General features: G+C 62.4%; 18 protein-coding genes and 2 pseudogenes. 11 read left to right on the top strand and 9 right to left on the bottom strand.

The window, feature by feature from the left end; all coding sequences use genetic code 11:
- Positions 1 to 108: 108 nt before the first annotated feature.
- The 3 genes from FEM01_RS13665 to FEM01_RS13655 all read right to left on the bottom strand — a co-directional run bounded on the left by FEM01_RS13665 (position 109) and on the right by FEM01_RS13655 (position 3803).
- Positions 109 to 1533 (bottom strand): DUF6765 family protein, encoded by a 1425-nt coding sequence (locus FEM01_RS13665; RefSeq protein WP_138220014.1) that lies wholly within the window; start codon positions 1531 to 1533, stop codon positions 109 to 111.
- A gap of 356 nt (positions 1534 to 1889) precedes the next feature.
- Positions 1890 to 3095 carry a class I SAM-dependent methyltransferase gene (locus tag FEM01_RS13660; RefSeq protein ID WP_138220013.1) on the bottom strand — a complete coding sequence of 402 codons (1206 nt, stop codon included), beginning with the start codon at positions 3093 to 3095 and terminating at the stop codon, positions 1890 to 1892.
- Between the two features lie 99 nt (positions 3096 to 3194).
- Positions 3195 to 3803 (bottom strand): TPM domain-containing protein, encoded by a 609-nt coding sequence (locus FEM01_RS13655; RefSeq protein ID WP_138220012.1) that lies wholly within the window; start codon positions 3801 to 3803, stop codon positions 3195 to 3197.
- A gap of 234 nt (positions 3804 to 4037) precedes the next feature.
- On the opposite strand from FEM01_RS13655, the gene bglX reads away from it, so the two are divergent.
- The 5 genes and pseudogenes from bglX to FEM01_RS13630 form a co-directional block, all read left to right on the top strand.
- Positions 4038 to 6326, top strand: a complete 2289-nt coding sequence (gene bglX / locus FEM01_RS13650; RefSeq protein ID WP_138220011.1) for a beta-glucosidase BglX — start codon at positions 4038 to 4040, stop codon at positions 6324 to 6326.
- Between the two features lie 115 nt (positions 6327 to 6441).
- Positions 6442 to 8199: an ATP-binding protein gene (locus tag FEM01_RS13645; protein WP_138220010.1), complete on the top strand. Its 1758-nt coding sequence runs from the start codon at positions 6442 to 6444 to the stop codon at positions 8197 to 8199.
- A complete protein-coding gene (locus FEM01_RS13640) occupies positions 8193 to 9527 on the top strand; it encodes a sigma-54-dependent transcriptional regulator (RefSeq protein ID WP_138220009.1) in 1335 nt (444 codons plus the stop codon). Before FEM01_RS13645 ends, FEM01_RS13640 begins: the two co-directional genes overlap by 7 nt.
- A 249-nt stretch (positions 9528 to 9776) precedes the next feature.
- A complete protein-coding gene (locus tag FEM01_RS13635; RefSeq protein ID WP_138220008.1) occupies positions 9777 to 11096 on the top strand; it encodes an MFS transporter in 1320 nt (439 codons plus the stop codon).
- A 164-nt stretch (positions 11097 to 11260) separates the two neighbouring features.
- Positions 11261 to 11830: pseudogene (locus tag FEM01_RS13630) on the top strand (Fic family protein); the annotation flags it as partial.
- A gap of 3 nt (positions 11831 to 11833) precedes the next feature.
- Here the strand turns inward: FEM01_RS13630 and FEM01_RS13625 are convergent.
- Complete coding sequence (locus FEM01_RS13625; protein ID WP_138220007.1) at positions 11834 to 12586, bottom strand: COG4705 family protein; 753 nt, start codon at positions 12584 to 12586, stop codon at positions 11834 to 11836.
- Positions 12587 to 12931: 345 nt separating this feature from the next.
- On the opposite strand from FEM01_RS13625, the pseudogene FEM01_RS13620 reads away from it, so the two are divergent.
- Positions 12932 to 13255 (top strand): annotated as a pseudogene (locus FEM01_RS13620) (heme utilization protein); the annotation flags it as partial.
- A gap of 278 nt (positions 13256 to 13533) precedes the next feature.
- A complete protein-coding gene (locus FEM01_RS13615) occupies positions 13534 to 14139 on the top strand; it encodes a flavin reductase family protein (RefSeq protein ID WP_138220005.1) in 606 nt (201 codons plus the stop codon).
- Here FEM01_RS13615 and FEM01_RS13610 read toward each other — a convergent pair whose 3' ends face one another.
- Together FEM01_RS13610 and FEM01_RS13605 are read right to left on the bottom strand one after the other, a co-directional pair.
- Entirely contained in the window at positions 14140 to 14373 is a 234-nt protein-coding gene (locus FEM01_RS13610) for a hypothetical protein (protein WP_138220004.1), read from the bottom strand.
- A gap of 41 nt (positions 14374 to 14414) precedes the next feature.
- Positions 14415 to 14708 carry a putative quinol monooxygenase gene (locus FEM01_RS13605; RefSeq protein ID WP_138220003.1) on the bottom strand — a complete coding sequence of 98 codons (294 nt, stop codon included), beginning with the start codon at positions 14706 to 14708 and terminating at the stop codon, positions 14415 to 14417.
- 202 nt (positions 14709 to 14910) lie between these two features.
- Between FEM01_RS13605 and FEM01_RS13595 the strand changes: the two genes are divergently transcribed.
- The gene (locus FEM01_RS13595) at positions 14911 to 15825 is read left to right on the top strand and encodes an AraC family transcriptional regulator (RefSeq protein WP_138220001.1); all 915 of its coding nucleotides are present in this window, start codon (positions 14911 to 14913) and stop codon (positions 15823 to 15825) included.
- A 171-nt stretch (positions 15826 to 15996) separates the two neighbouring features.
- On the opposite strand, the gene FEM01_RS13585 is transcribed toward FEM01_RS13595, so the two are convergent.
- Positions 15997 to 17634 (bottom strand): 5-guanidino-2-oxopentanoate decarboxylase, encoded by a 1638-nt coding sequence (locus FEM01_RS13585; protein WP_138219999.1) that lies wholly within the window; start codon positions 17632 to 17634, stop codon positions 15997 to 15999.
- Between the two features lie 111 nt (positions 17635 to 17745).
- Here FEM01_RS13585 and FEM01_RS13580 point away from each other — a divergent pair, with 111 nt between their 5' ends.
- The gene (locus FEM01_RS13580; RefSeq protein ID WP_138219998.1) at positions 17746 to 18621 is read left to right on the top strand and encodes a LysR substrate-binding domain-containing protein; all 876 of its coding nucleotides are present in this window, start codon (positions 17746 to 17748) and stop codon (positions 18619 to 18621) included.
- 38 nt (positions 18622 to 18659) lie between these two features.
- Here the strand turns inward: FEM01_RS13580 and FEM01_RS13575 are convergent, their stop codons facing one another.
- Both FEM01_RS13575 and FEM01_RS13570 read right to left on the bottom strand, forming a co-directional pair.
- Positions 18660 to 19274, bottom strand: coding sequence for an NAD(P)-dependent oxidoreductase (locus tag FEM01_RS13575; RefSeq protein ID WP_138219997.1), 615 nt, complete (start codon positions 19272 to 19274; stop codon positions 18660 to 18662).
- 28 nt (positions 19275 to 19302) lie between these two features.
- Positions 19303 to 20178 carry an MBL fold metallo-hydrolase gene (locus tag FEM01_RS13570; RefSeq protein ID WP_138219996.1) on the bottom strand — a complete coding sequence of 292 codons (876 nt, stop codon included), beginning with the start codon at positions 20176 to 20178 and terminating at the stop codon, positions 19303 to 19305.
- Between the two features lie 103 nt (positions 20179 to 20281).
- On the opposite strand from FEM01_RS13570, the gene FEM01_RS13565 reads away from it, so the two are divergent.
- Together FEM01_RS13565 and FEM01_RS24175 are read left to right on the top strand one after the other, a co-directional pair.
- Positions 20282 to 21190 (top strand): LysR family transcriptional regulator, encoded by a 909-nt coding sequence (locus FEM01_RS13565; protein WP_138219995.1) that lies wholly within the window; start codon positions 20282 to 20284, stop codon positions 21188 to 21190.
- 80 nt (positions 21191 to 21270) lie between these two features.
- Positions 21271 to 21444 carry a hypothetical protein gene (locus tag FEM01_RS24175; RefSeq protein ID WP_171030956.1) on the top strand — a complete coding sequence of 58 codons (174 nt, stop codon included), beginning with the start codon at positions 21271 to 21273 and terminating at the stop codon, positions 21442 to 21444.
- The last annotated feature ends 2 nt before the right edge of the window (positions 21445 to 21446 follow it).

Here is a 21446-nt window from a genome sequence, read left to right as displayed (position 1 = left end):
TTGCAGGCTTACGCGCCCTCTGAGCGGCCTCGTGCCGCGAAGGGCCGCACAGCGGCCCCGACAATTCAAAGTACAACCAGGATTTCAAACTGCCGGGGCAACACAGCGTTACTCGAACAATTGAACGATCTCGTTAGGCAAGGCACTGCGCTGCTGCGACCACGAGCCGGTGAAATGATAAATGTCATTCACCTTGAGGAAATGTTTCACGAAATGGAAGTGATAGTCAGCGGCAATCTGGAACAAATACAGATCACTCAGAACATTCACGAAGCTGGTGCCGAAACGGTCAAGGGATTTGCTCCGTTCGACCATGCCACTCAACACGGCATTGTCATCCGGTTCGAGGTCGACATTGATCGGCGTGGTCGGCTGTTCGGTAAAGAAGCGGCGCCAGGCGTTTTCCGAACTGTGTCTGCCGGTCTGACTCTTGGACAAATCGCAAGGAAACTCGATCGCCTGCCGGGCCTTGCCCATATCTCCCTGGATGCGCTCATCGAGCACCAACTTCTGGCCGGTTTTTGCCTGGCAGAACAGGCTAGTCAATTCAAGCCAGGCGGCCGCGTACTCTTTCGGGTTATCGCGCTCGACAGTCTGTTTGGGGTCAGACCAGCAAGGCTTGTATCGGTAACGGACAAAACTGTAATCCGGGAAATGCCCAAGCCAGCCGTGCCCCAAGTAACTGGTGCTGTTCGGCGCCGCCTCGAAGTTACTGCTCGCCAGTGAACTCAACACCGTATTGGTCCACGGCTTCGATGGGCCGTCGGTGTAATAGATGGATTGGCGCCCATAGCCCATTTTGGCCGGATTCCAGGAGTCCGGGTCGTAATCCGCATCCCAGTATGTGTTCATCACGTTGTCCAGGCCGCAGTGGTCCTGATGCGCCCAGGTATCGGCAATCACATGGGCCCTGATGCCCAGCAGGATCAAGCGGAACCGGCGCAACACGTCGGCGCGCTCGGCCTTGAGGATCGTCTCGCCACCGATGGCCAGGCTGAGGATCTTCTCCAGGCGCGAGTCATCCTTGGCACACAGCACGGCATCTTCGAACAGTCGCCGGGAAAGCGCGCTTTGCGGACGATTGAGCATTCGCCCGTACTGCAACTCGGCGACCTTGCCCGGGTTGTACTTTCTTAGAATGTATTCACCGCCATGGGTATCTCGTTTGCTGAACGCAGGCAAATGGCTGACCACTTCGGCGCCATGGATTTGCTCGCGCGTTGGCGTTCCCGCCGGATCATTGTAGTTACCCGGAATGAAGTGGTAGGAACACCACAAACCATCCTCAGGGCTCAACAAGTCACCCAGATGTCCATGTTGGAACGTATACCGAGGATTATCCATGTGCGCGACAACTGTGTAATTGCTCGACGACGCGGTTTCGCTGACCAGGCGCCAATAGGAGGCGTAGGTATTCTCACTGAAGAAATCGATGAAGTTTGCTGCTTTGGCAATCAGCGTTGCGTCGTCCTTGTCGAATCCGCCGGACATGGCCGAATGGAAAGTACCGTAAAAGTGAAAATCCTGATCCATCGTGCCTTCCCCTATACAGTGTTCGGTCAAAGTGACCGAGTACGCTTATAACGGCGGCAGCAGAACGATGTCAAATAGCCATCAGTTAATGAGAATTACCCTGAATATCAATACACACAAGCGCCGTTAAATAACCTGCGCGGTCATTCAAAAGCAGGGTAGTTACACTCAACACGCCTGACTCAAACGGCAGTTATACGCTGCGATATTCGCAAAACCGCCGAGATCTTCATGAGCGTGTACAAGGTGTCGGTACACGTGAACGCCACCTCGCCCGTTTGTCGCAAAGTGCATGTTTAACCTTGGCAAGCACCGTAGCGGGGTTGTGCACAATGCACAGCGCCCCACAGCCCGCATCAAATCAAACCATCGCCTTGCAACAACGTTTCCAGGCAATGCGCTTTCACGCCGTAGAACGCTTTGAGTTCGACAATCTTGCCGAGCAGCGCGCGGTTGTCCTGAGCCTGCCGGCGCTTGACTGCCAGAATCATCTTGTTCTTGTTGGTGTGTTCCAGCGAAATGAACTCGAACACCTTGGTCTCGTAACCACAGGCCTCAAGGTACAGTGCGCGCAGGCTATCGGTGAGCATCTCGGCCTGTTGGCCCAGGTGCAAGCCATATTGCAACATCGGTTGCAGCAGTTCAGGGCTGTGCAGTTGCGGGCGGATCTGCTTGTGGCAGCACGGCGAGCACATGATGATCGCGGCGTTGCAACGAATGCCGGTGTGGATGGCGTAGTCGGTGGCCACGTCGCAGGCATGCAGGGCAATCATCACCTCGATGGCCTCGGGTACCACACTGCGCACATCGCCACACTCGAATACCAGCCCCGAGTGCTCAAGGCGCGCCGCAGCGCGGTTGCACAACTCGACCATGTCCGGGCGCAACTCCACGCCGGTCACCTGTGCGTCGCGCTCCAAACTGTTGCGCAGGTAATCGTGCATGGCGAAGGTCAGGTAACCCTTGCCCGAACCAAAGTCGGCGACCCGCAAAGGCTGCTCCTTCGCCACCGGCGCACCCGCAAGGGCGTGATCGAAGACCTCGATGAACTTGTTGATCTGCTTCCACTTGCGCGACATCGATGGAATCAACGCACCCTGGGCATCGGTCACGCCCAGGTCACGCAGAAACGGCCGCGACAGCTCCAGGTAACGTTTCTTTTCCCGGTCATGCCCGGCCGGGGCCGCTTCGCGCGGGGCCTGCTGGGCCAGGTGGCGCTGCAACATCGGTTTGCCCTTCTTGCTGAAGGCCAGCTGCACCTCGCCAGCCGCCGTGAACAGGTGCGCATTACGAAACTGCTCTGGCAACTGCTCAGCCACGAACGCCTCGACCTCGGTCAGCGGCAGATTGCGCGTAAGGTCACGGGTCTGATGGCGGTACACCAGTTGCAGGCAGGCTTGCTCCTTGATCTGCACGGGCTTGGCGATGATTCGTTGCAGGCTGGCGTCGGCGCCGACATGCCGGGCCAGGACCAGCTTGATCAGGCTGGCGTCAGCCAGGGCTTCGGCCAGCAGGCTCAGGAATTGGGCGCGCGGATCTGGCGCAGAAGTCGTGCAGGACATGGACAAAGGTGCCTCGGGAATGCGGGGAGCGCTCGGCGCAATGGCGCGCATTCTACGTGGCTGAATGCCCATCGCGAAGGTTTTCACGATAGGCGCGGTTCAATCGAGGATCACCAGACGGTTAGGCAGCTCGTTGCGCGCGTGGGTGGGCGGCACATACTCGCTGAGCAGTTCGCCACAGGCTTCGATGCACTCGACGAAGCCTTCCAACGTGCGCCCCTGGCCCACCTGCTCGGTGAACCGCGCAACGATCGCCTCACGCGCACGGCTTGGCAGGTGCTGGGCAATACCGTCATCGACCAGGATCTCGACGTGCCGCTCGGCCTCGCTGACGAAGATCAACACCCCGGTGGCGCCTGCGGTGCGTTGCAGGTTGAGTTCGAGAAATTGCTGCCGGGCCAGGCCCGAGGCGCGCCGACGGCGCAAGATCGACGGCACCACCCATGCCGCCAGGCGTGGGTGACGCAGTAAGAGGCACAAGGCAATGAAGGTCAGCATCTGCGCGAGCAGCAGGCCATGCAGGCCGATACCGTTCTGCCAGCGGTGCAACAGCAAAGGGATCGCCAGGGCCAGCAGCGCAGCCCACAGCAGCGGTAGATAAGGGTAGTCGTCGGCGCGGCGGGCCAACACCGTGACCAGTTCTGCGTCAGTGCGCCGCTCGGCGCGAGCGATCGCCTCGGCGATCTGGCGCTGTTCGTATTCGGTCATGCCATCGTCTCTTGAGCATTCTTATCGTTGTTATCCCGGCATCGGGCTGGCAAGAGTGTATCTCATCGCAGGCCATATATAAGGCATAATCGCCTGCTGCCACGGGATCGAAACGGCACGTCCTGGCCAACAGGGATACCGGGACATGCCGAACAAAAACAGCCGCCTGAACCACTTCGGCCACACGCGTATCCCCGTGGATACGGCGCAGGCCTTCATAAAACGGAATCAACGATGAAACTGTCTTTGCTGGGCCTGGCCATGGGCCTTGCCAGCCAGGCGGCCCTAGCCGCCAACACCGCCCCGCCCCTGCAGGACAAGCAGGCCTTCATCGACCACCTGGTCGGGCAAATGACCGAGGCCGAGAAAATCGGCCAGTTACGCCTGATCAGCATCAGCCCGGAGATGCCCCGCGAGAAAATCCGTGAGGAAATCGCCGCTGGTCGCATCGGTGGCACCTTCAATTCACGTACCGCCCCCGAGAACCGGCCGATGCAGGACGCCGCCATGCGCAGCCGCCTGAAGATCCCGATGTTCTTCGCCTACGACACCCTCCATGGCGAGCGCACCATCTTCCCGATCAGCCTGGGCCTGGCCGCCACCTGGGACATGGACGCCATCGCCAAGGTCGGCCGCACCTCGGCCATCGAGGCGTCCGCCGACGCCCTGGACATGACCTTCGCGCCCATGGTCGACATCGCCCGCGACCCACGCTGGGGTCGCACCAGTGAAGGCTTTGGCGAAGACACCTACCTAACCTCGAAGATCGGCCAGGTAATGGTCCGCTCGTTCCAGGGCTCGAGCCCGGCCAACCCCGACAGCATCATGGCCATCGTCAAGCACTTCGCCCTTTATGGCGCGGTAGAAGGCGGGCGCGACTACAACACGGTCGATATGAGCCCGGTGAAGATGTACAACGACTACCTGCCGCCCTACCGCGCCGCAATCGACGCGGGTGCTGGCGGGGTAATGGTGGCGCTGAACTCGATCAACGGCGTGCCTGCCACCTCCAACACCTGGCTGATGAACGACCTGTTGCGCAAGGAGTGGGGCTTCAAGGGCGTGACCATCAGCGACCATGGCGCCATCCAGGAACTGATCCGCCACGGCGTCGCCCGCGATGGGCGCGAGGCCGCCAAGCTGGCGATCAAGGCCGGCATCGACATGAGCATGAACGACACCCTCTACGGACAGGAGCTGCCAGGCCTGCTCAAGTCAGGCGAGGTGAGCCAGGCCGAGTTGGACCAGGCGGTACGCGAAGTGCTCGGCGCCAAGTACGACATGGGCCTGTTCAAGGATCCGTACGTGCGCATCGGCAAAGCCGAAAGCGACCTCAAGGACTACTACGGCAACGACCGCCTGCACCGCGACGCTGCCCGTGACGTGGCCCGCCGCAGCCTGGTGCTGCTGGAAAACCGCAACCAGACCCTGCCACTGAAAAAGGCCGGCAGCATCGCTCTGGTCGGCCCGCTGGCCGACGCGCCCATCGACATGATGGGCAGTTGGGCCGCCGACGGACGCCCGGAGCACTCGGTTACCGTACGTGAGGGCCTGGCCGCGGCCCTTGCTGGCAAGGCCAAGGTGGTCTACGCCAAAGGCTCGAACGTCACGGGCGACAAGGCGATGTTCGACTACCTGAACTTCCTCAACTTCGCCGCCCCCGAGATCATCAACGACCCGCGCCCGGCTTCGGTAATGATCGACGAAGCGGTCAAGGCCGCGCAGCAGTCGGACGTGGTAGTGGCCGTGGTCGGCGAGTCGCGGGGCATGTCCCACGAGTCCTCCAGCCGCACGACCCTGGAAATCCCGGCCGTGCAGCGCGACCTGATCAAAGCCCTCAAGGCCACGGGTAAACCGCTGGTACTGGTGCTGATGAACGGCCGCCCACTGTCGATCGCCTGGGAGCGCGAACAGGCCGATGCCATTCTGGAAACGTGGTTCAGCGGCACCGAAGGCGGCAACGCCATCGCCGATGTGCTGTTCGGCGACTACAACCCGTCCGGTCGCCTGGCCATCACCTTCCCGCGCTCGGTCGGGCAGATCCCGATGTACTACAACCACATGCGTATCGGTCGCCCGTTTACCCCAGGTAAGCCCGGCAACTACACCTCGCAGTATTTCGAGGAGCCAAACGGCCCGTTGTATCCATTCGGCTATGGCCTGAGCTACACCGACTTCGAGCTGTCGGGGCTGAAGCTTTCGCAACAGGCACTCAAGCGCGGCGCGACCCTGCACGCACAGGTCACGGTGAAAAACACCGGCAAGCGTGACGGCGAGACCGTGGTGCAGTTGTACGTGCAGGACGAAAGCGCCTCGATGAGCCGCCCAGTGAAGGAACTGAAACACTTCCAGAAGCTGATGCTCAAGGCCGGGGAAAGCCGTACCTTGACCTTCGACATCAGCGAACAGGACCTGAAGTTCTACAATAGCCAGCTGCAGCATGTGGCCGAGCCTGGGCAGTTCAATATCCAGGTCGGACTCAACTCGCAGGATGTCCAGCAGCAGAGCTTCGAACTGCTCTGAAACCTGCGCAGGCCTCTTTGCGGATAACCCCGCCCCCACAGGTTTTCCGATTACTGTGAGAGCGGGTTTACCCGCGAAAGGGCCAGACCTGAAACCGCCCTACCGGATCCGGCCCATGCCCACATCCTTTCGCGCCCTGCGTCTGGGGCTGATCATCCTGCTGATCGTGGTCGGCACCGCGCTCAGCGCCGGCTGGGCCATGCACAAAGCCAAGCGCGAAGCCATGCAGCTCGACGCACGCCGAGCCAATCAACAGCTAGGCCTGTACGCCAACGCCCTGCACACCCTGATTGAACGCTACCGCGCCCTGCCTGCGGTGCTGGCCCTGGATCCGCAACTGATCGACGCCCTGCGCGGCCCGGTCAGCGAGCCGCTGCAGGACGCGTTGAATCGCAAACTCGAACGCATCAACGGCGCGGCCAACTCCTCCACCCTGGAACTGCTCGACCGCACCGGCCTTGCCATCGCCGCGAGCAACTGGCGCCTGCCGACGACGTACGTCGGCTCCAACTATGGCTTTCGGCCTTATTTCAAACAGACCCGCAGCCAAGGCAGCGGGCGCTTCTACGCGGTCGGCGTGACCAGTGGCGTGCCGGGCTACTTCCTGTCCAGCGCGGTGAGCGATGAACACGGACGCTTTCTCGGTGCCATGGTAGTCAAGCTGGAGTTTCCCGAGCTTGAGCGCGAATGGCGCCAAGGCAACGACATCCTGCTGGTCAGCGATGCCCGCGGGATTACCTTCATTGCCAACCAGGACGGCTGGCGCTACCGCGAGCTGCATCCGCTAAGCCTCGCCGACCGTGCCGAACTGGCCGAAACCCGCCAGTACGACAAGCAGCCACTGGTGCCTTTGCAGCGCCAGTTACTGACCCGTTTTACCGACAACAGCCATCTGACCCGGGTCCAAGGCCCGGATGGCCAGGCCGAGTACCTGTGGGAAAGCCTGCCACTGGATGCAGAAGGCTGGACCTTGCATCTGCTGCGCAAGCCGCAGGTGGCCGAAGACGGGCGCAACGCAGCCCTGGGCGCAGCCGCCGTGTGGTTGACCCTGGTGTTCGCCGTGTTGTTCGTCAGCCAGCGCCTGCGCCTGGCACGCCTGCGCCAACGCAGCCGCGATGAACTCAAGCGCCAGGTAGAAGAACGCACCCGCGAACTGCGCACCGCTCAGGAAGGCTTGGTGCAATCGGCGAAACTGGCGGCATTGGGACAGATGTCCGCCGCCCTGGCCCATGAGATCAACCAGCCGTTGACCACCCAGCGCATGCAGTTGGAGACCCTGCGCCTGCTGCTCGACAGCGGTCGCTTCGAGCAGGCGCGTCAGGCCCTGGAACCACTGGAGCAGATGCTCACGCGCATGGCGGCGCTCACCGGCCATCTCAAAACCTTCGCCCGTAACAGTCCTGGCGGCCTGCGCGAGCGCCTGGACCTGGCCTGCGTGGTCGACCAGGCGCTGCACCTGCTCGAAGCGCGGATCCGCGCCGAACAAGTCGAGCTGGCGCTGTACCTGGCGCGCCCAGCGTGGGTGCGCGGCGATGCGATTCGCCTGGAGCAAGTGCTGATAAATTTGCTGCACAATGCCCTCGACGCGATGGCCGACAAACGCTACAAACGCCTGGAAGTGCGCATCGAGAACATCGGCACACAATGGCAACTGAGTGTGCTCGACTCCGGCGGGGGCATCGAGCCCGCGAACCTGGCCAAGGTATTCGATCCGTTCTTCACCACCAAACCGGTGGGTGAGGGGCTGGGGTTGGGCTTGGCGATCTCCTATGGCATCGTCGTCGAAGCAGGCGGTAGCCTGCTGGCTGAAAACCTGGCCGGTGGCGCACGCTTGAGCCTCACCATGCCCCGTGACCTGGAGCCTGTATGTTGAACTCAGTGATCGTCGTCGATGACGAAGCCAGTATCCGCACGGCAATAGAACAGTGGCTGAGCCTGTCGGGCTTCAAGGTGCAGTTGTTCGCCCGCGCCGAGGACTGCCTTGCGCAGGTGCCGCGCGACTTTCCTGGGGTGATCCTGAGCGATGTGCGCATGCCGGGGCTCGGCGGCCTGCAACTGCTCGAGCGCCTGCACCAGCAAGACCCGGACCTGCCGGTGATCCTGCTGACCGGCCATGGCGACGTGCCAATGGCCGTTGAAGCCATGCGCAACGGCGCCTACGACTTCCTGGAAAAACCCTTTACCCCACAGCACCTGATGAGCAGTCTTGGCCGCGCCCTGGACAAGCGCCATCTGGTGCTGGAGAACCGTCGGCTGCATGAACAGGCCGATCTCAAGGCCCAGCTCGAAGGCACGCTGTTGGGCATGTCCCAAGGCTTGCAAAAGCTGCGCCGCCAGGTGCTGGACCTCGCCAGCCTGCCGGTCAACGTGCTGATTCGCGGTGAGACAGGCAGCGGCAAGGAGCGCGTGGCGCGCTGCCTGCACGATTTCGGCCCGCGCGCCGACAAGCCCTTCGTCGCCCTTAACTGCGCGGCCATCCCCGAGGCGCTGTTCGAGGCCGAGCTGTTCGGCCACGAGAGCGGCGCGTTCACCGGCGCCCAGGGCAAGCGCATCGGCAAGCTGGAGTACGCCAACGGCGGCACGTTGTTCCTCGACGAAATCGAAAGCATGCCACTGGCCCAGCAGGCCAAGCTACTGCGGGTGATCCAGGAACACACGCTGGAGCGGCTGGGGGCCAACCAGAGCATCGAAGTGGACTTGCGCATCATTGCGGCGACCAAGCCTGATCTGCTCGAGGAGTCCCGCGCCGGACGTTTTCGTGAAGACCTGGCCTACCGCCTGAACGTTGCCGAACTGCGCCTGGCGCCACTGCGCGAGCGACGTGAAGACATCCCGCTGCTGTTCGAGCACTTCGCCCGCCACGCCGCCGAACGCCTGGGCCGCACAGCGCCTGCGCTGAGTGGGGCGCAGTTGGCGCGCCTGCTGGCGCATGACTGGCCAGGCAATGTGCGCGAGTTGGCCAATGCCGCCGAGCGCCATGCGCTGGGGCTGGACTCACCGAACCTGGCATCGGCGCCCGCAGGTCAGTCACTGGTCGAGCAGATGGAGGCGTTCGAAGCCCAGTGCCTGCGCGCAGCGTTGCGCCAGCATCAGGGTGAGATCAAGGGGGTCATGGAAACGCTGCAAGTGCCACGACGTACGCTGAATGAAAAGATGCAGCGCCACGGGTTGGTGCGGGAAGATTTTCTGCTGCGCGAGTGAGCGGATTTCCGCCTACGCATTCACGGCAATAAGCGAAAAACCGCCTATTAGTGCCTGAAATAGCCCCCCCGCTGGGTGCGCTGAGCGCAGCCGGACGGGCGCTGCGTATCCCTTACGGGGCAGGGGCTGCAAGGGTGCGCGATGCACCCAGACGGATCACCCTGCCCCAGTTTGGCACACCTTCTGCAAAAGCCTTCTCAAGCTGCGCCATCGAGCGCGCTCCACAAAAACAACGAGAAGGTATCCCTGATGGATAACGCCAGCACTCTGCCCGCCGGAGCAGCCGCCGCGCCTGCCGTGGAGAAAACCACCGCCAGCCGCCTCAAATCGATCTTCAGTGGCTCGGTCGGCAACATGGTCGAATGGTACGACTGGTACGTCTACGCCGCATTCTCCCTGTATTTCGCCAAGGCCTTCTTCCCCGCCGGCGACACCACTGCCCAACTGCTCAACACCGCCGCGATCTTTGCCGTGGGCTTCCTCATGCGCCCGATCGGTGGCTGGCTGATGGGCCTGTACGCCGACCGCAAGGGCCGCAAGGCGGCACTGATGGCCTCGGTGCTGCTGATGTGCGCAGGCTCGCTGGTCATCGCGCTCACCCCCGGCTACGAGACCATCGGTGTCGCGGCGCCGATCCTGCTGGTCATCGCGCGCCTGATGCAAGGCCTGTCGGTGGGCGGTGAATACGGCACCTCGGCCACCTACCTCAGCGAGATGGCCAGCAAGGAGCGTCGTGGCTTCTTCTCCAGCTTCCAGTACGTGACCCTGATCTCCGGTCAGCTCATCGCCCTGGCGGTACTGATCATCCTGCAGAACACCCTGACCACCGAGCAGCTGTATGCCTGGGGCTGGCGTGTACCCTTCGTGATCGGCGCGCTGTGCGCGGTGGTTGCGCTGTACCTGCGTCGCGGCATGGAAGAGACCGCCTCCTTCACCAAGAAGGAAAAGTCCAAAAAGAGCCTGATGCGTACCCTGATGCGCCACCCCAAGGAGCTGCTGACCGTGGTCGGTCTGACCATGGGCGGCACGCTGGCCTTCTACACCTACACAACCTACATGCAGAAGTACCTGGTCAACACTGTGGGCATGAGCATCAGCGACTCGACCACCATTTCGGCGGCGACCTTGTTCCTGTTCATGTGCCTGCAACCGGTGATTGGCGGTCTGTCCGACAAAATCGGCCGACGCCCGATCCTGATCGCGTTCGGCGTGCTGGGTACGCTGTTCACCGTGCCGATCCTGAGCACCCTGCACACCATCCAGACCTGGTGGGGCGCGTTCTTCCTGATCATGGCCGCGCTGATCATCGTCAGCGGCTACACCTCGATCAACGCGGTGGTCAAAGCCGAGCTGTTCCCCACCGAAATCCGCGCTCTGGGCGTAGGGCTGCCGTACGCGTTGACCGTGTCGATCTTCGGCGGCACCGCCGAGTACGTGGCCCTGTGGTTCAAGAGCGCAGGCATGGAAACCGGCTTCTACTGGTACGTCACCGGCTGCATCGCCTGCTCGCTGCTGGTATACGCGACCATGAAAGACACCAAGCAGCACTCGCGCATCACCACTGACTGATCTGCGCCGCAACCCGCAAAAAGGGGCACTCCGCTTGGCGGAGCGCCCCTTTTCTGTTGAACGAGCGGAATAGTGAGATTATTTGGCTCACAAAATGAGCAGAATACGCCGCCCCGGGCAGGGCTCTAAGCGCAACTGGGGCAGTTCCTTGATGGTTCTAAGGCAGCCGTAGCGACAATCAGCTCGACCCACTGTTGCGGGCCGGCATCGCCCCATTTCTGGTTCGCCACCTTGCACCCATTCGCCGATGGCAACGGTCGGCTGACCCGGGCGCTGACCGACCTGGCGCTGGTCCAGGGCAAACAACAGGCCATTCGCTTCTACGCCATGTCAGCCAACATCCTCGACGACCGCACGGGTTACTACCAGGTGCTGGAGCGCAGCCAGAAAGGCGCCCTGGACATCACTGAATGGCTCACTTGGTTCCTCAGCACACTGCTGCGCAGCCTTGAACAGGCGCTGCTGCGCATCGACCGAGTGCTGATCAAGGCACGCTTCTGGCAAATCACCGAGGTGATGGCCTGACACCTGAATAGACCAAGGTACTCAATCGCCTGCTGGACGGCGGCCCGAAAGGGTTTGAGGACGGTATCAGCGCCAGCCAGTACCAGGCAGTGGCCAAGGTATCCAAGGCCACCGCCACTCGCCACCTGGCCGGTCTGCTGGCCCAGGGTTGCGTGGTACGCATGCCCGGCGGAAGACGCAGTACGCGATATGCCATCCACCCAGACTGAGCCTTACACGCGTTCAAGCCCCCGTACAGGCTCACGACGCTGGTAATAGGTCGCCATCAGGACCAACACCACCAGCACTGCGCCCAGCACTGCAGATGACCCCACGGTGCCAAAATCCAGCCCGCCCTTTTCGTGGGACTTGGTCAGCACATCGCCCAAGGTCGCACCGAACGGTCGGGTGAGGACGAAGGCGATCCAGAACAACACCACGCCAGAGATACGTGTCCAGTAGCGCGCGGCCGCCACCACGGCAATGGCTGAGCCGATCAGCAGCGCGCCACCGGCAAAGCCCAACCCCGAATCATCGGCCAGGTAGTCGCCCAGCGCAGTGCCGAGGGTGTTGGAGAACAGGATCGCTACCCAGTAGAACAGCTCACCGCCACGGTTACGGATGCGCGAGACATCCAGAGGGTTACCACTGAGCCGCCACAGCGCGAAGGTCAGCAGCAAGATACCGATCAACAGCGCGGAACCGGCGGCATAACCCAAACCCAAGGTGCGGTCCATGAAGTCGGACATGGTGGTGCCGGCGGTGCTGGTTGACAGGATCACCAGCCAGTACAGCAACGGGTGGTAACGCCGCGAGTAGAGCTGGGTGACCAAGGTGGCCAGGAACACGCTGATCAACAACAGCGAACTCATGGCGTAACCGATGTTCAGGGTCATCGACAGCAGATCGCCGGCTGTCTCGCCAAGAGTGGTGGCGCAGATCTTCATGACCCAGAAGGCCAGGGTGATTTGCGGAAGTTTATTCATTGTGATGCCGCTCCAAGGGTTGGGTGCGGCGATGGTGAAGAGCCAGGGCTGAAAAATTGGTTGATGCCGAATGAAAAAGGCATTGATCGGTGAGCAGCAGCGGGCGTTGAGGCTTAATTGGCCATTAACGGTCGGCGTTTAGTCTGATCGCAGGATTCGAGCTGCAAGAGCACATCGGCGCATTCCTAAACGCTCACGCTGAGGGTGTGAAGGCATTCGCGCAACCTTAAATATCGAATAAATCGATTTTTAGGTGCTATTTTTTGCGCTTTTTAATCACATTAATCGGCGTAACATCAAGTCCATAGAAACAAACAACCCCTAGCGAACCCCGGAGCAACCACCATGAAAAACAAACTGATCCTCACCTTGGCCCTCTCGGTTCTGGCCACTGGCGCCTTCGCCGAAGACGGCTTCGACCGTACCAATGCCCACACCTTCGCCGCCGTACAGTCCCAGTCGGCCACTTATGCCGAAGATGGTTTCGACCGCACCAACGGCCAACGCTTTGCTGAAGACGGCTCCGACCGCACCAACGGCCAGCGCTTTGCCGAAGATGGCTTCGACCGCACCAACGGCCAACGCTTCGCCGAAGACGGCTCCAACCGCACCAACGGCCAACGCTTTGCCGAAGATGGCTTCGACCGCACCAACGGCCAACGCTTCGCCGAAGACGGCTCCGACCGCACCAACGGCCAACGCTTTGCCGAAGACGGCTTCGACCGCACCAATGGCCAACGCTTTGCCGAAGACGGCTTCGACCGCACCAATGGCCAACGCTTTGCCGAAAATGGCTTCGACCGCACCAACGGCCACCGCTTCAGCTAATCGCTGACAGCGTGCAACCAGCCCGGCTTCGGCCGGGCTTGATCATTCCCAGCCAGGCAAAGCCTTGGCACACTATGCGCTTCGTCCCCTGACAGGAAGGGCCTTGCGGCCTCGCGCAGATGTACTACTACGAACCCGCCAAAGGCCACGGCCTGCCCCACGACCCCTTCAACGCCATCGTCGGCCCGCGCCCCATAGGCTGGATCTCCAGCCACGACCGCGAAGGCCACCTGAACCTGGCGCCGTACAGTTTCTTCAACGCCTTCAACTACATTCCACCGATCATCGGTTTCTGTAGCGTCGGGCGCAAAGACAGCCTGAACAACATCGAGCAGACCGGCGAGTTCGTCTGGAACCTGGCAACCCGTCCGCTGGCCGAGCAGATGAATCAGAGCTGCGCGGCTGTCGCAGCCGATGTCGACGAGTTCGTGCTCAGCGGCCTCACCCCGGCCGCCTCGAACGTAGTCAAGGTGCCGCGAGTCGGCGAAAGCCCTGTGAGCTTCGAATGCAAGGTGAGCCAGATCGTCCAGCTCACCCGCGCCGACCAGGCGCCGGTGCCGAGCTGGTTGATCCTGGGTGAGGTGGTAGCGGTGCACATTGCCGAACACCTGCTCAAGGACGGCATCTACGACACCGCTGCCGCCGAGCCGATCCTGCGTGGCGGTGGCCCGGCCGACTACTTCGCCCTAGGCGAGCTGTTCAAGATGAGCCGCCCACAGGCCTGATCAGAAGATCAGCTCACCTTCCTCGCCAACGCCTTGCAGGCGTTCGAGTTCGGCGCAGGCGGCCTCGTCGGCCGCCAGTGCGCTTTTGAACACCTGCCCGTCAAGAACCTTGTGAAAGCGCGGTGCACCGCCCAGGTGCAGGGCTTTCACGGCGATTGCCGCGTTATAGCCACCCCCCTCGACGGGGACCATCGCCGAAACGGCTTCGAACTGGGGAAACTCTCTACGTGCCATGCTCAACTACGCCTGTATGAACGAGGGCGGCATTCTACACCCTAGGCGAAGGTGTGCAGGTCCAGGCTACTGACCACCTGCTCCTGCACCAGCTCGCCGAACATCGAAAGGGTTGGCGAGGCGAAGTACCCACTCATCGCCTGCTGGTCGCGCCAGCTGCCACTGAGCAGCCACAGGTCAGCGTCGACCTGTGAACGCTGCACACTGAAACTCAGGCAGCCTGGCGTTTGCAACGAGGGTTCGAGCAGATCGCGCAAGCGCATGCCAAGCTCTGCCGAACGACCATTGCTGGCGCGAATGAAAGCCAGGTGTGTGACCGGTTGCTGCGGGGTCATGGACGATCTCCTTGAAGCGCTACGAACGGGAAAACCAGGCTGCCAAGGTTAGGACCCTGCCCGCGCGCGGCGTTAGGTCATTACTGCCTGTCGATTGCCTGATCCTGCCGCACGGCAGGATCAGGCAATCGACAGGCAGCATTCGACTAGCGCCTAGCATTGCCCAAACCTATGCTGGCCCGGTCTGCAGAGGAAACCCGTCATGACCACGTCCGCCGATCTCTCGCTCGAACCCCAGCGCCAGGAACTGGCCGGGCTGATCCTGCGCCACGCCCACGGCCCACATGGCCCGATGTCGGCAGTGCCGGACCTGTACCTGTCAGCCTACCGCGAGAACGTGCGCTCCGTACCGAGCCTGGCGCAACCGGCGCTGTGCATCTTGGCCCAAGGCAGCAAAGCGCTGTTTCTGGGCGATGAACAGTACACCTACGACCCACTGCACTACATGGTGGTGTCGGTCACCCTGCCGATCAGCGGCGTGCGCCTGGACGCCAGCCCCGAACACCCAAGCCTGGGTCTGCGCCTTGACCTCGATGCAGCCGAGATCAGTCAACTGATCGCCGAGAGTGGGCCGATGCTGGTGCCCAACCTGCCCTCTGGACGTGGCCTGTATGTAGAGCGCAGCGATCCGCAGTTGCTCGATGCACTGCTGCGACTGGTGCGCCTGCTGGACAGCCCGCGGGATATCCCGATGCTGGCGCCGCTGATCCGCCGTGAACTGCTCTACCGCCTGCTGCGCGGGCCGCAGGGCCATCGCCTGTATGAAATCGCCCTGGCCAATAGCCAGACTCACCGCGTCTGCCAGGCCATCGCCTGGCTCAACCGGCACTTCCAACAGCCACTGCGCATCGAGGACCTGGCGCGGGAGGTGAATCTGAGCACCTCTACCCTGCACCACCGATTCAAGGCGGTGACCTCCATGAGTCCATTGCAATATCAAAAGCAGCTACGCCTGCAAGAGGCGCGGCGGCTGATGCTCAACGACGGACTGGAGGCCGCGGTGGCGGCGTATCGGGTGGGCTATGAAAGCCCATCGCAATTCAGCCGCGAGTACAGCCGCTTGTATGGTGCTCCACCGATCCGCGACGTGGCACGCTTGCGCGCCACCACGGCCTAAGGCGAGGTCCCTGTAGGAGCGGGTTTGCGAAATCAGTTCTCTGCGCGACAGCGCAGCCCAAAGGGATGGGTAATCTCCCACAGGATTGTGCAAAGCCTGAATCCAGCGCTGTACCTGTAGGAGCGGGTTTACCCGCGAACACCGGCAAAGCCGGTGCCATCCCTCGGTGCTTCAACCCCGCACGTGCATCTGCCACTGCTGCTGATCGACCTGGATCAAGGTCGGCCCACGCCGCTCCACCGCCCGCAACAACGCCGCCTGCAACTGCTCGACATCGCCGACATCCTCGGCCTGAGCGCCCAGCGCCCGTGCCACACCGATGAAGTCCGGGGTATGAATATCCACACCCACCGGCTCGATGGCGCGGTTGACCATGTACTTCTTGATTTCCTCGTAGCCGTGGTTGTTCCAAAGCAGCACGATCAAAGGCACCTGCGCCTCTACCGCGCTGGCCAGCTCCGGCAGTGTGAACTGCAAGCCCCCATCACCGATCAGGCACACCGCCGGCGCTCGCTCAGCCGCGGCTTCGGCACTGCCCAGCCAGGCGCCCATGGCTGCCGGCAAGGCGTAACCCAGGGTGCCGTAGCCGGTCGACGCGTTGAACCAACGGCGCGGCCGGGGCATGTCCAGGGTCAGGTTGCCGGTATACACCGGTTGGGTCGAGTCCCCCACCAGAATGGCTTGCGGCAGCGTCTCCAGGATGCTGGTCAACAGGCGCGTCTGGCTCAGGGTCGGGGCATCCCAGGTCGCAGCGTTGTCCTGGCGCAGGCGCGCGGCGCGCACACAGCCCCAACCGGCATCGCAAACCGGGCTCGGCAGTGCACGCAGGGCGCTCAGCAAGGCTTGCGCGGCCTCCTCGGCGTCGGCCACCAGCGCCAACGCCGGCAGATAGTTGCGCACGGTCTGGTCAGGATCGATATCGATACGCAGCAGGCTGCCGGGGATCTCGAAACCACCCTTGAAGGTCACGTCGTAGTCGGTCTCGGCCAGTTCCGTCCCGATCGCCAGCACCACATCCGCCTCGGCGACCAGAGCACGGGTGGCGGGCAAGGTCTGGGTCGAGCCGATCTGCAACGGGTGGCTGGCCGGTAGCAAGCCCTTGGCGTTGATGGTCAGCGCAACCGGGGCCTGCAAATGCTCGGCCAAGGCCGCTAACGCAGGACCTGCGCCCAACGCCCCGCCACCGGCCAGGATCAAGGGGCGCTGCGCGTTCGCCAAGCGCTCGGCCATCGGCGCCACCGCCGCAGGCGCAGCACCGGCACGAGCTGTGCGAACCGGGCGACCGGGCAGCAGGTGGTCGGCAGGCTCCACCAGCACATCCAGCGGGATTTCAATGTGCACTGGGCGCGGACGGGCGCCATCGAACACGGCAAAGGCACGCGCCAGCACGTGCGGCAGGTCGTCGGCGCTCATCAGGGTGTGGGAAAACGCCGCGACCCCAGCCACCAGGCCAGCCTGATTGGGCAACTCGTGCAGCTTGCCGCGCCCGCCGCCCAGCTGGCTGCGCGACTGCACGCTGGAAATCACCAGCATTGGAATGGAATCGGCATACGCCTGGCCCATGGCGGTAGTGATATTGGTCATGCCGGGGCCGGTAATGATGAAGCACACACCGGGTTTGCCACGGGTACGCGAGTAGCCGTCAGCCATGAATCCTGCGCCCTGCTCGTGACGCGGTGTGACATGCCGAATACCGGAAGCCGCAAGCCCACGGTAAAGCTCGACGGTATGTACGCCGGGAATACCAAAGACATGATCCACATCATAGTCTTCAAGGAGTTTGACCAATATTTCGCCACAGGTTGCCATTATCGTGTGCCCGATTCTTGTTGAAATCAGGGGTATGGAACCAAGCCGCCGCTATCCCCACAATCCAAAAAAACACATACTAGCCATGACCTAGCATCATGGCTCAAGACAATGAACCGCTTACCGCCCCTGCCCGCCCTGCACACGTTCCTGATCACCGCCCAGCACTGCAACTTCACCCGCGCCGCGCAGCAGTTGCACATTACCCAAGGAGCTGTCAGCCGACAGATCGCCGGGCTGGAAGCGCACCTGGGCTACCCGCTGTTCCAGCGCCAGGCACGCGGGCTGGCCCTGACCCGCGAAGGTCAGGACTGGTTACCCCGGGTGCAACAGGTCTTCGCGCTGATCCAGGAGGGGGTACGCGAGGTGGGTGGTCGCAGCGCCACGCTTCAGCTCAAGGCCCCCACCTGCGTGATGCGCTGGCTGCTGCCACGGCTGATGGAATGGCAGGCATTGCGCCCGGATGTGCCGGTGGAACTCACCACCACGGTGCAACATGGCGTGGACTTTCGCCGCGAAGGCTTCGATGCGGCGGTGGTCTATGGCGAGGCGCCGAACCACGGTCTGCAAGTGCGCAAGCTGTTCGATGAACAACTCACCCCGGTCTGCGCGCCAGCCCTGCTCGAAGGCCCACTGCCACTGCGCCAGTTGCAGGACCTGGACCGGCACATGTTGCTGCACCCTTCGCGTGACGAGCATGACTGGCGCCTGTGGTTGCAGGCAGCCGGGGCCAACTTCGAGCCGCGTGGCCCGCGACAGCACTTCGAGACCCTGGACATGGCCATGGCCATGGCCTCGCAAGGCACCGGCGTGGCAATCGGCGACTGGGCATTGATCGGCGATGACCTACGCAGCGGCAGGTTGTGCATGCCATTCGGGCTGAAAGTCATGACGGGCAAGCGTTATGACCTGGTGAGCCCAGGCAAGACGATGCCGGCGGGGTTGGCACAGTTGATCGATTGGCTTGAAGAGCGCGCAAAGCTCTAGATCGCAGGGGAGCAACGCCCCCGCGAGCGCCAGGCGACTCAGTAACCGACGGTGAACCGCTGCCGCGAATGCGCAGGTTTCTCCAACTCGTCGATCATGGCGATCGCGTAGTCGGCGAAGGTGATCCAGCTGCGGCCATCAGCGCCAAACAACAGGTGATCCTTGCCCTGCGTGTAGCGCCCGCTACGCTCGCCTTCGACGAACTCCGCCGAGGGCGAGAGGAACGTCCAGTCGAGCGCCGACTCCTGACGCAACGCGTCGAGAAAACGCACGCCGCCATTGGCCTCGGCTTTATAGGCCTCGGGGAAATCCGGGCTGTCGATCACCCGCTGCCCCGACGGCAGCAACAAGCTGCCCGCCCCGCCCACCACGAGCAGGCGCTTGACCCCGGCGGCCTTGACCGGACCGATGATCGCCTGCGGTTCAAGGGTCGAGAAATGCGCAGCACTCAGCACCGCATCGCTGCCGGCGACTGCCGCCTGCAGGGCGACGCTGTCGTTGGCGTCCAACGCCTTGACGGTCACCCCGTCACGACCTTGCAGGTGCGACGGGTCACGGGCAATGGCGACCACGCTATGCCCTCGACGCAGGGCCTCTTCCAGCAACTGGCTGCCGGCGCGGCCGGTGGCGCCGATGATTGCAATCTTGCTCATGGGAAACACTCCATCAGGTTGAAAGGAATTACCACTTCATCTCGCCCTTGGCGACCTTGGCACCCAGTTCCAGGGAGCTCTCGTCGGCCAGGTTCGGGTAACGCTGCTTCATCGTGGCGATCAGTGCATCGGCATTGGCTGCCTTGACAGAGGCCGCGTCGAAGTCACGGATGTAGCCGGCAGTAAAGCGCACCGCCTGCAACGAACGGCTGCTGTCCCCCAGGTAGTGACCGGGGATCACCGTACGCGGCTCAAGCTGTTCGATATGCGCCAGGGTGGCGAGCCAGTCGGCGTGGGATTGTGCTGTCTGGGTGTCGGCCATCCACACGTGGATATGCTCGGAGACCACCACACCGCCGACCACCGCCTTGATCGACGGGATCCACACAAAACTGCGATCAGGCTGCGGGCCGTCGAGGCCGATGACCTCCAACGCTTGCCCTTCCAATTCAAGCCGGTTGCCTTTGAGCACCTGCGGCACCACCAGCTTGCCCGGCTTATCAGCCCCCATCTGCGGGCCCCAGTAGGCCAGCTTGGCGTCCATGGTCTTGCGGATATGCGCAACCGTCGCGGCGGAAGCCACGACACGCGCCTCAGGGAAGGCCTGGGTGAGCGTATCGAGGCCAAAGTAGTAGTCTGGATCACCGTGACTGACATAAATGGTGGTCAACCGCTTGCCCCCCTGGCGCAGGCGTTCGACCACGTGCTCGGCCTGGGCCTTGCCGAACTGGGCATCGACTAAAATGGCGTCGTGCTGACCACTGACGATCACCGAGCTGACCGGAAAAATAGCGTCATGCCCTGGGTTGTAGACATCCAACGTCAGCGGTTCGGCAGCCATGGCAGGGCCGGCCAGGGTCAAGCAGGCGAGCAGCAGGTGACGCAAAGGGGCGAAGAGCGGCATCGGGCATTCCTGTGTACGGGACGATGACGCTAAGCTTAGTTGCCCTATCCGATACAAAAAATGCGATGCTGCAACATAGTTTGTTTCTAATATCGAGCAGATCATGGACCGCCTGAACGCCATGCGCGTATTCGTCACCGTCGTCGACCTGGGCAGCCAGTCGGCGGCGGCGGATCACCTACAACTTTCACGCCCGGTGGTGTCGCGTTACCTGGCAGAGCTGGAAGACTGGGTCGGTGCGCGGCTGATGCAGCGCACCACGCGCAAGCTCAGCCTGACGGCAGCCGGCCAGGAAACCCTGCCACGCTGCCGCCAGTTGCTGGAGCTGACCGACGAGTTGCACAACGCCGTACGCCAGCCCGACGACACACCACGCGGCGAACTGCGCATCAGCGTCAGCACCTCGTTCGGTCAGGCGCAGTTGGTGGACGCACTGGCCGCCTATGTCGAACGCTACCCTGGGGTGAAAATCGAGCTGCAGATGCTCGATCGCACCGTCAACCTGGTAGACGAGCGCATCGACCTGGCGATTCGGACCAGCAACGATGTGGACCCCAACCTCATCGCCCGCCGCCTGAGCGTGTGCCGTTCGGTGATCTGCGCCAGCCCCGCCTACCTGCGCATCCATGGCGCACCGCATCAGGTGCAAGCGCTGAGCAAGCACAATTGCCTGACCCACGCCTATTTCGGCCACAGTCTGTGGCATTTCGAAGTCGACGGCGAGGAACTGGCCGTACCGGTGCAAGGCAACATCAGCGCCAATGAGGCCATGACCTTGCAGAAGGCAGCGGTAGCCGGCGTGGGTATCGCCATGCTGCCCACTTACCAAGCCTGTGCGGCGATCAACAGCGGCGAATTGGTACGCCTGCTGCCTGAAGCCAAACCACGCGAGCTGACACTGAACGCCGTGTACACCTCACGCAAGCACATGCCTGCGACCTTGCGCAGCATGCTGGATTTTCTGGTGGAACGCTTCGCTGATGAACCGACGTGGGATCGGGGATTGGTGTAGAGCAGATTCCCGGTGCAGATCGATCAATCCAGCCTATGCTTAGGAAGGATCACCTGTTGCATCAGCAGGAGGTAGGCACCATGAGCATCAAGTTCAGGCGTTGCGCCCTCGTCTTCGCCATTGTCGCCGTTGCCGGACTCTACGCCTCGGCCTGCTGGCGGGTCGAGCTGCTACGCAGCCAACCCAACAGCGCTGCCAGCTGCGCGCTGGAGCATTGCGTACCGCACACCGCCACCTTGAGCGCCGTCAGGTAAAC

The organism is Pseudomonas mosselii (genome assembly GCF_005796105.1).
Classification (GTDB): Bacteria; Pseudomonadota; Gammaproteobacteria; order Pseudomonadales; family Pseudomonadaceae; genus Aquipseudomonas; species Aquipseudomonas mosselii_C.
Note: the sequence above shows the minus strand (reverse complement) of the source record. Positions and strands in the feature narration are given on the sequence as shown.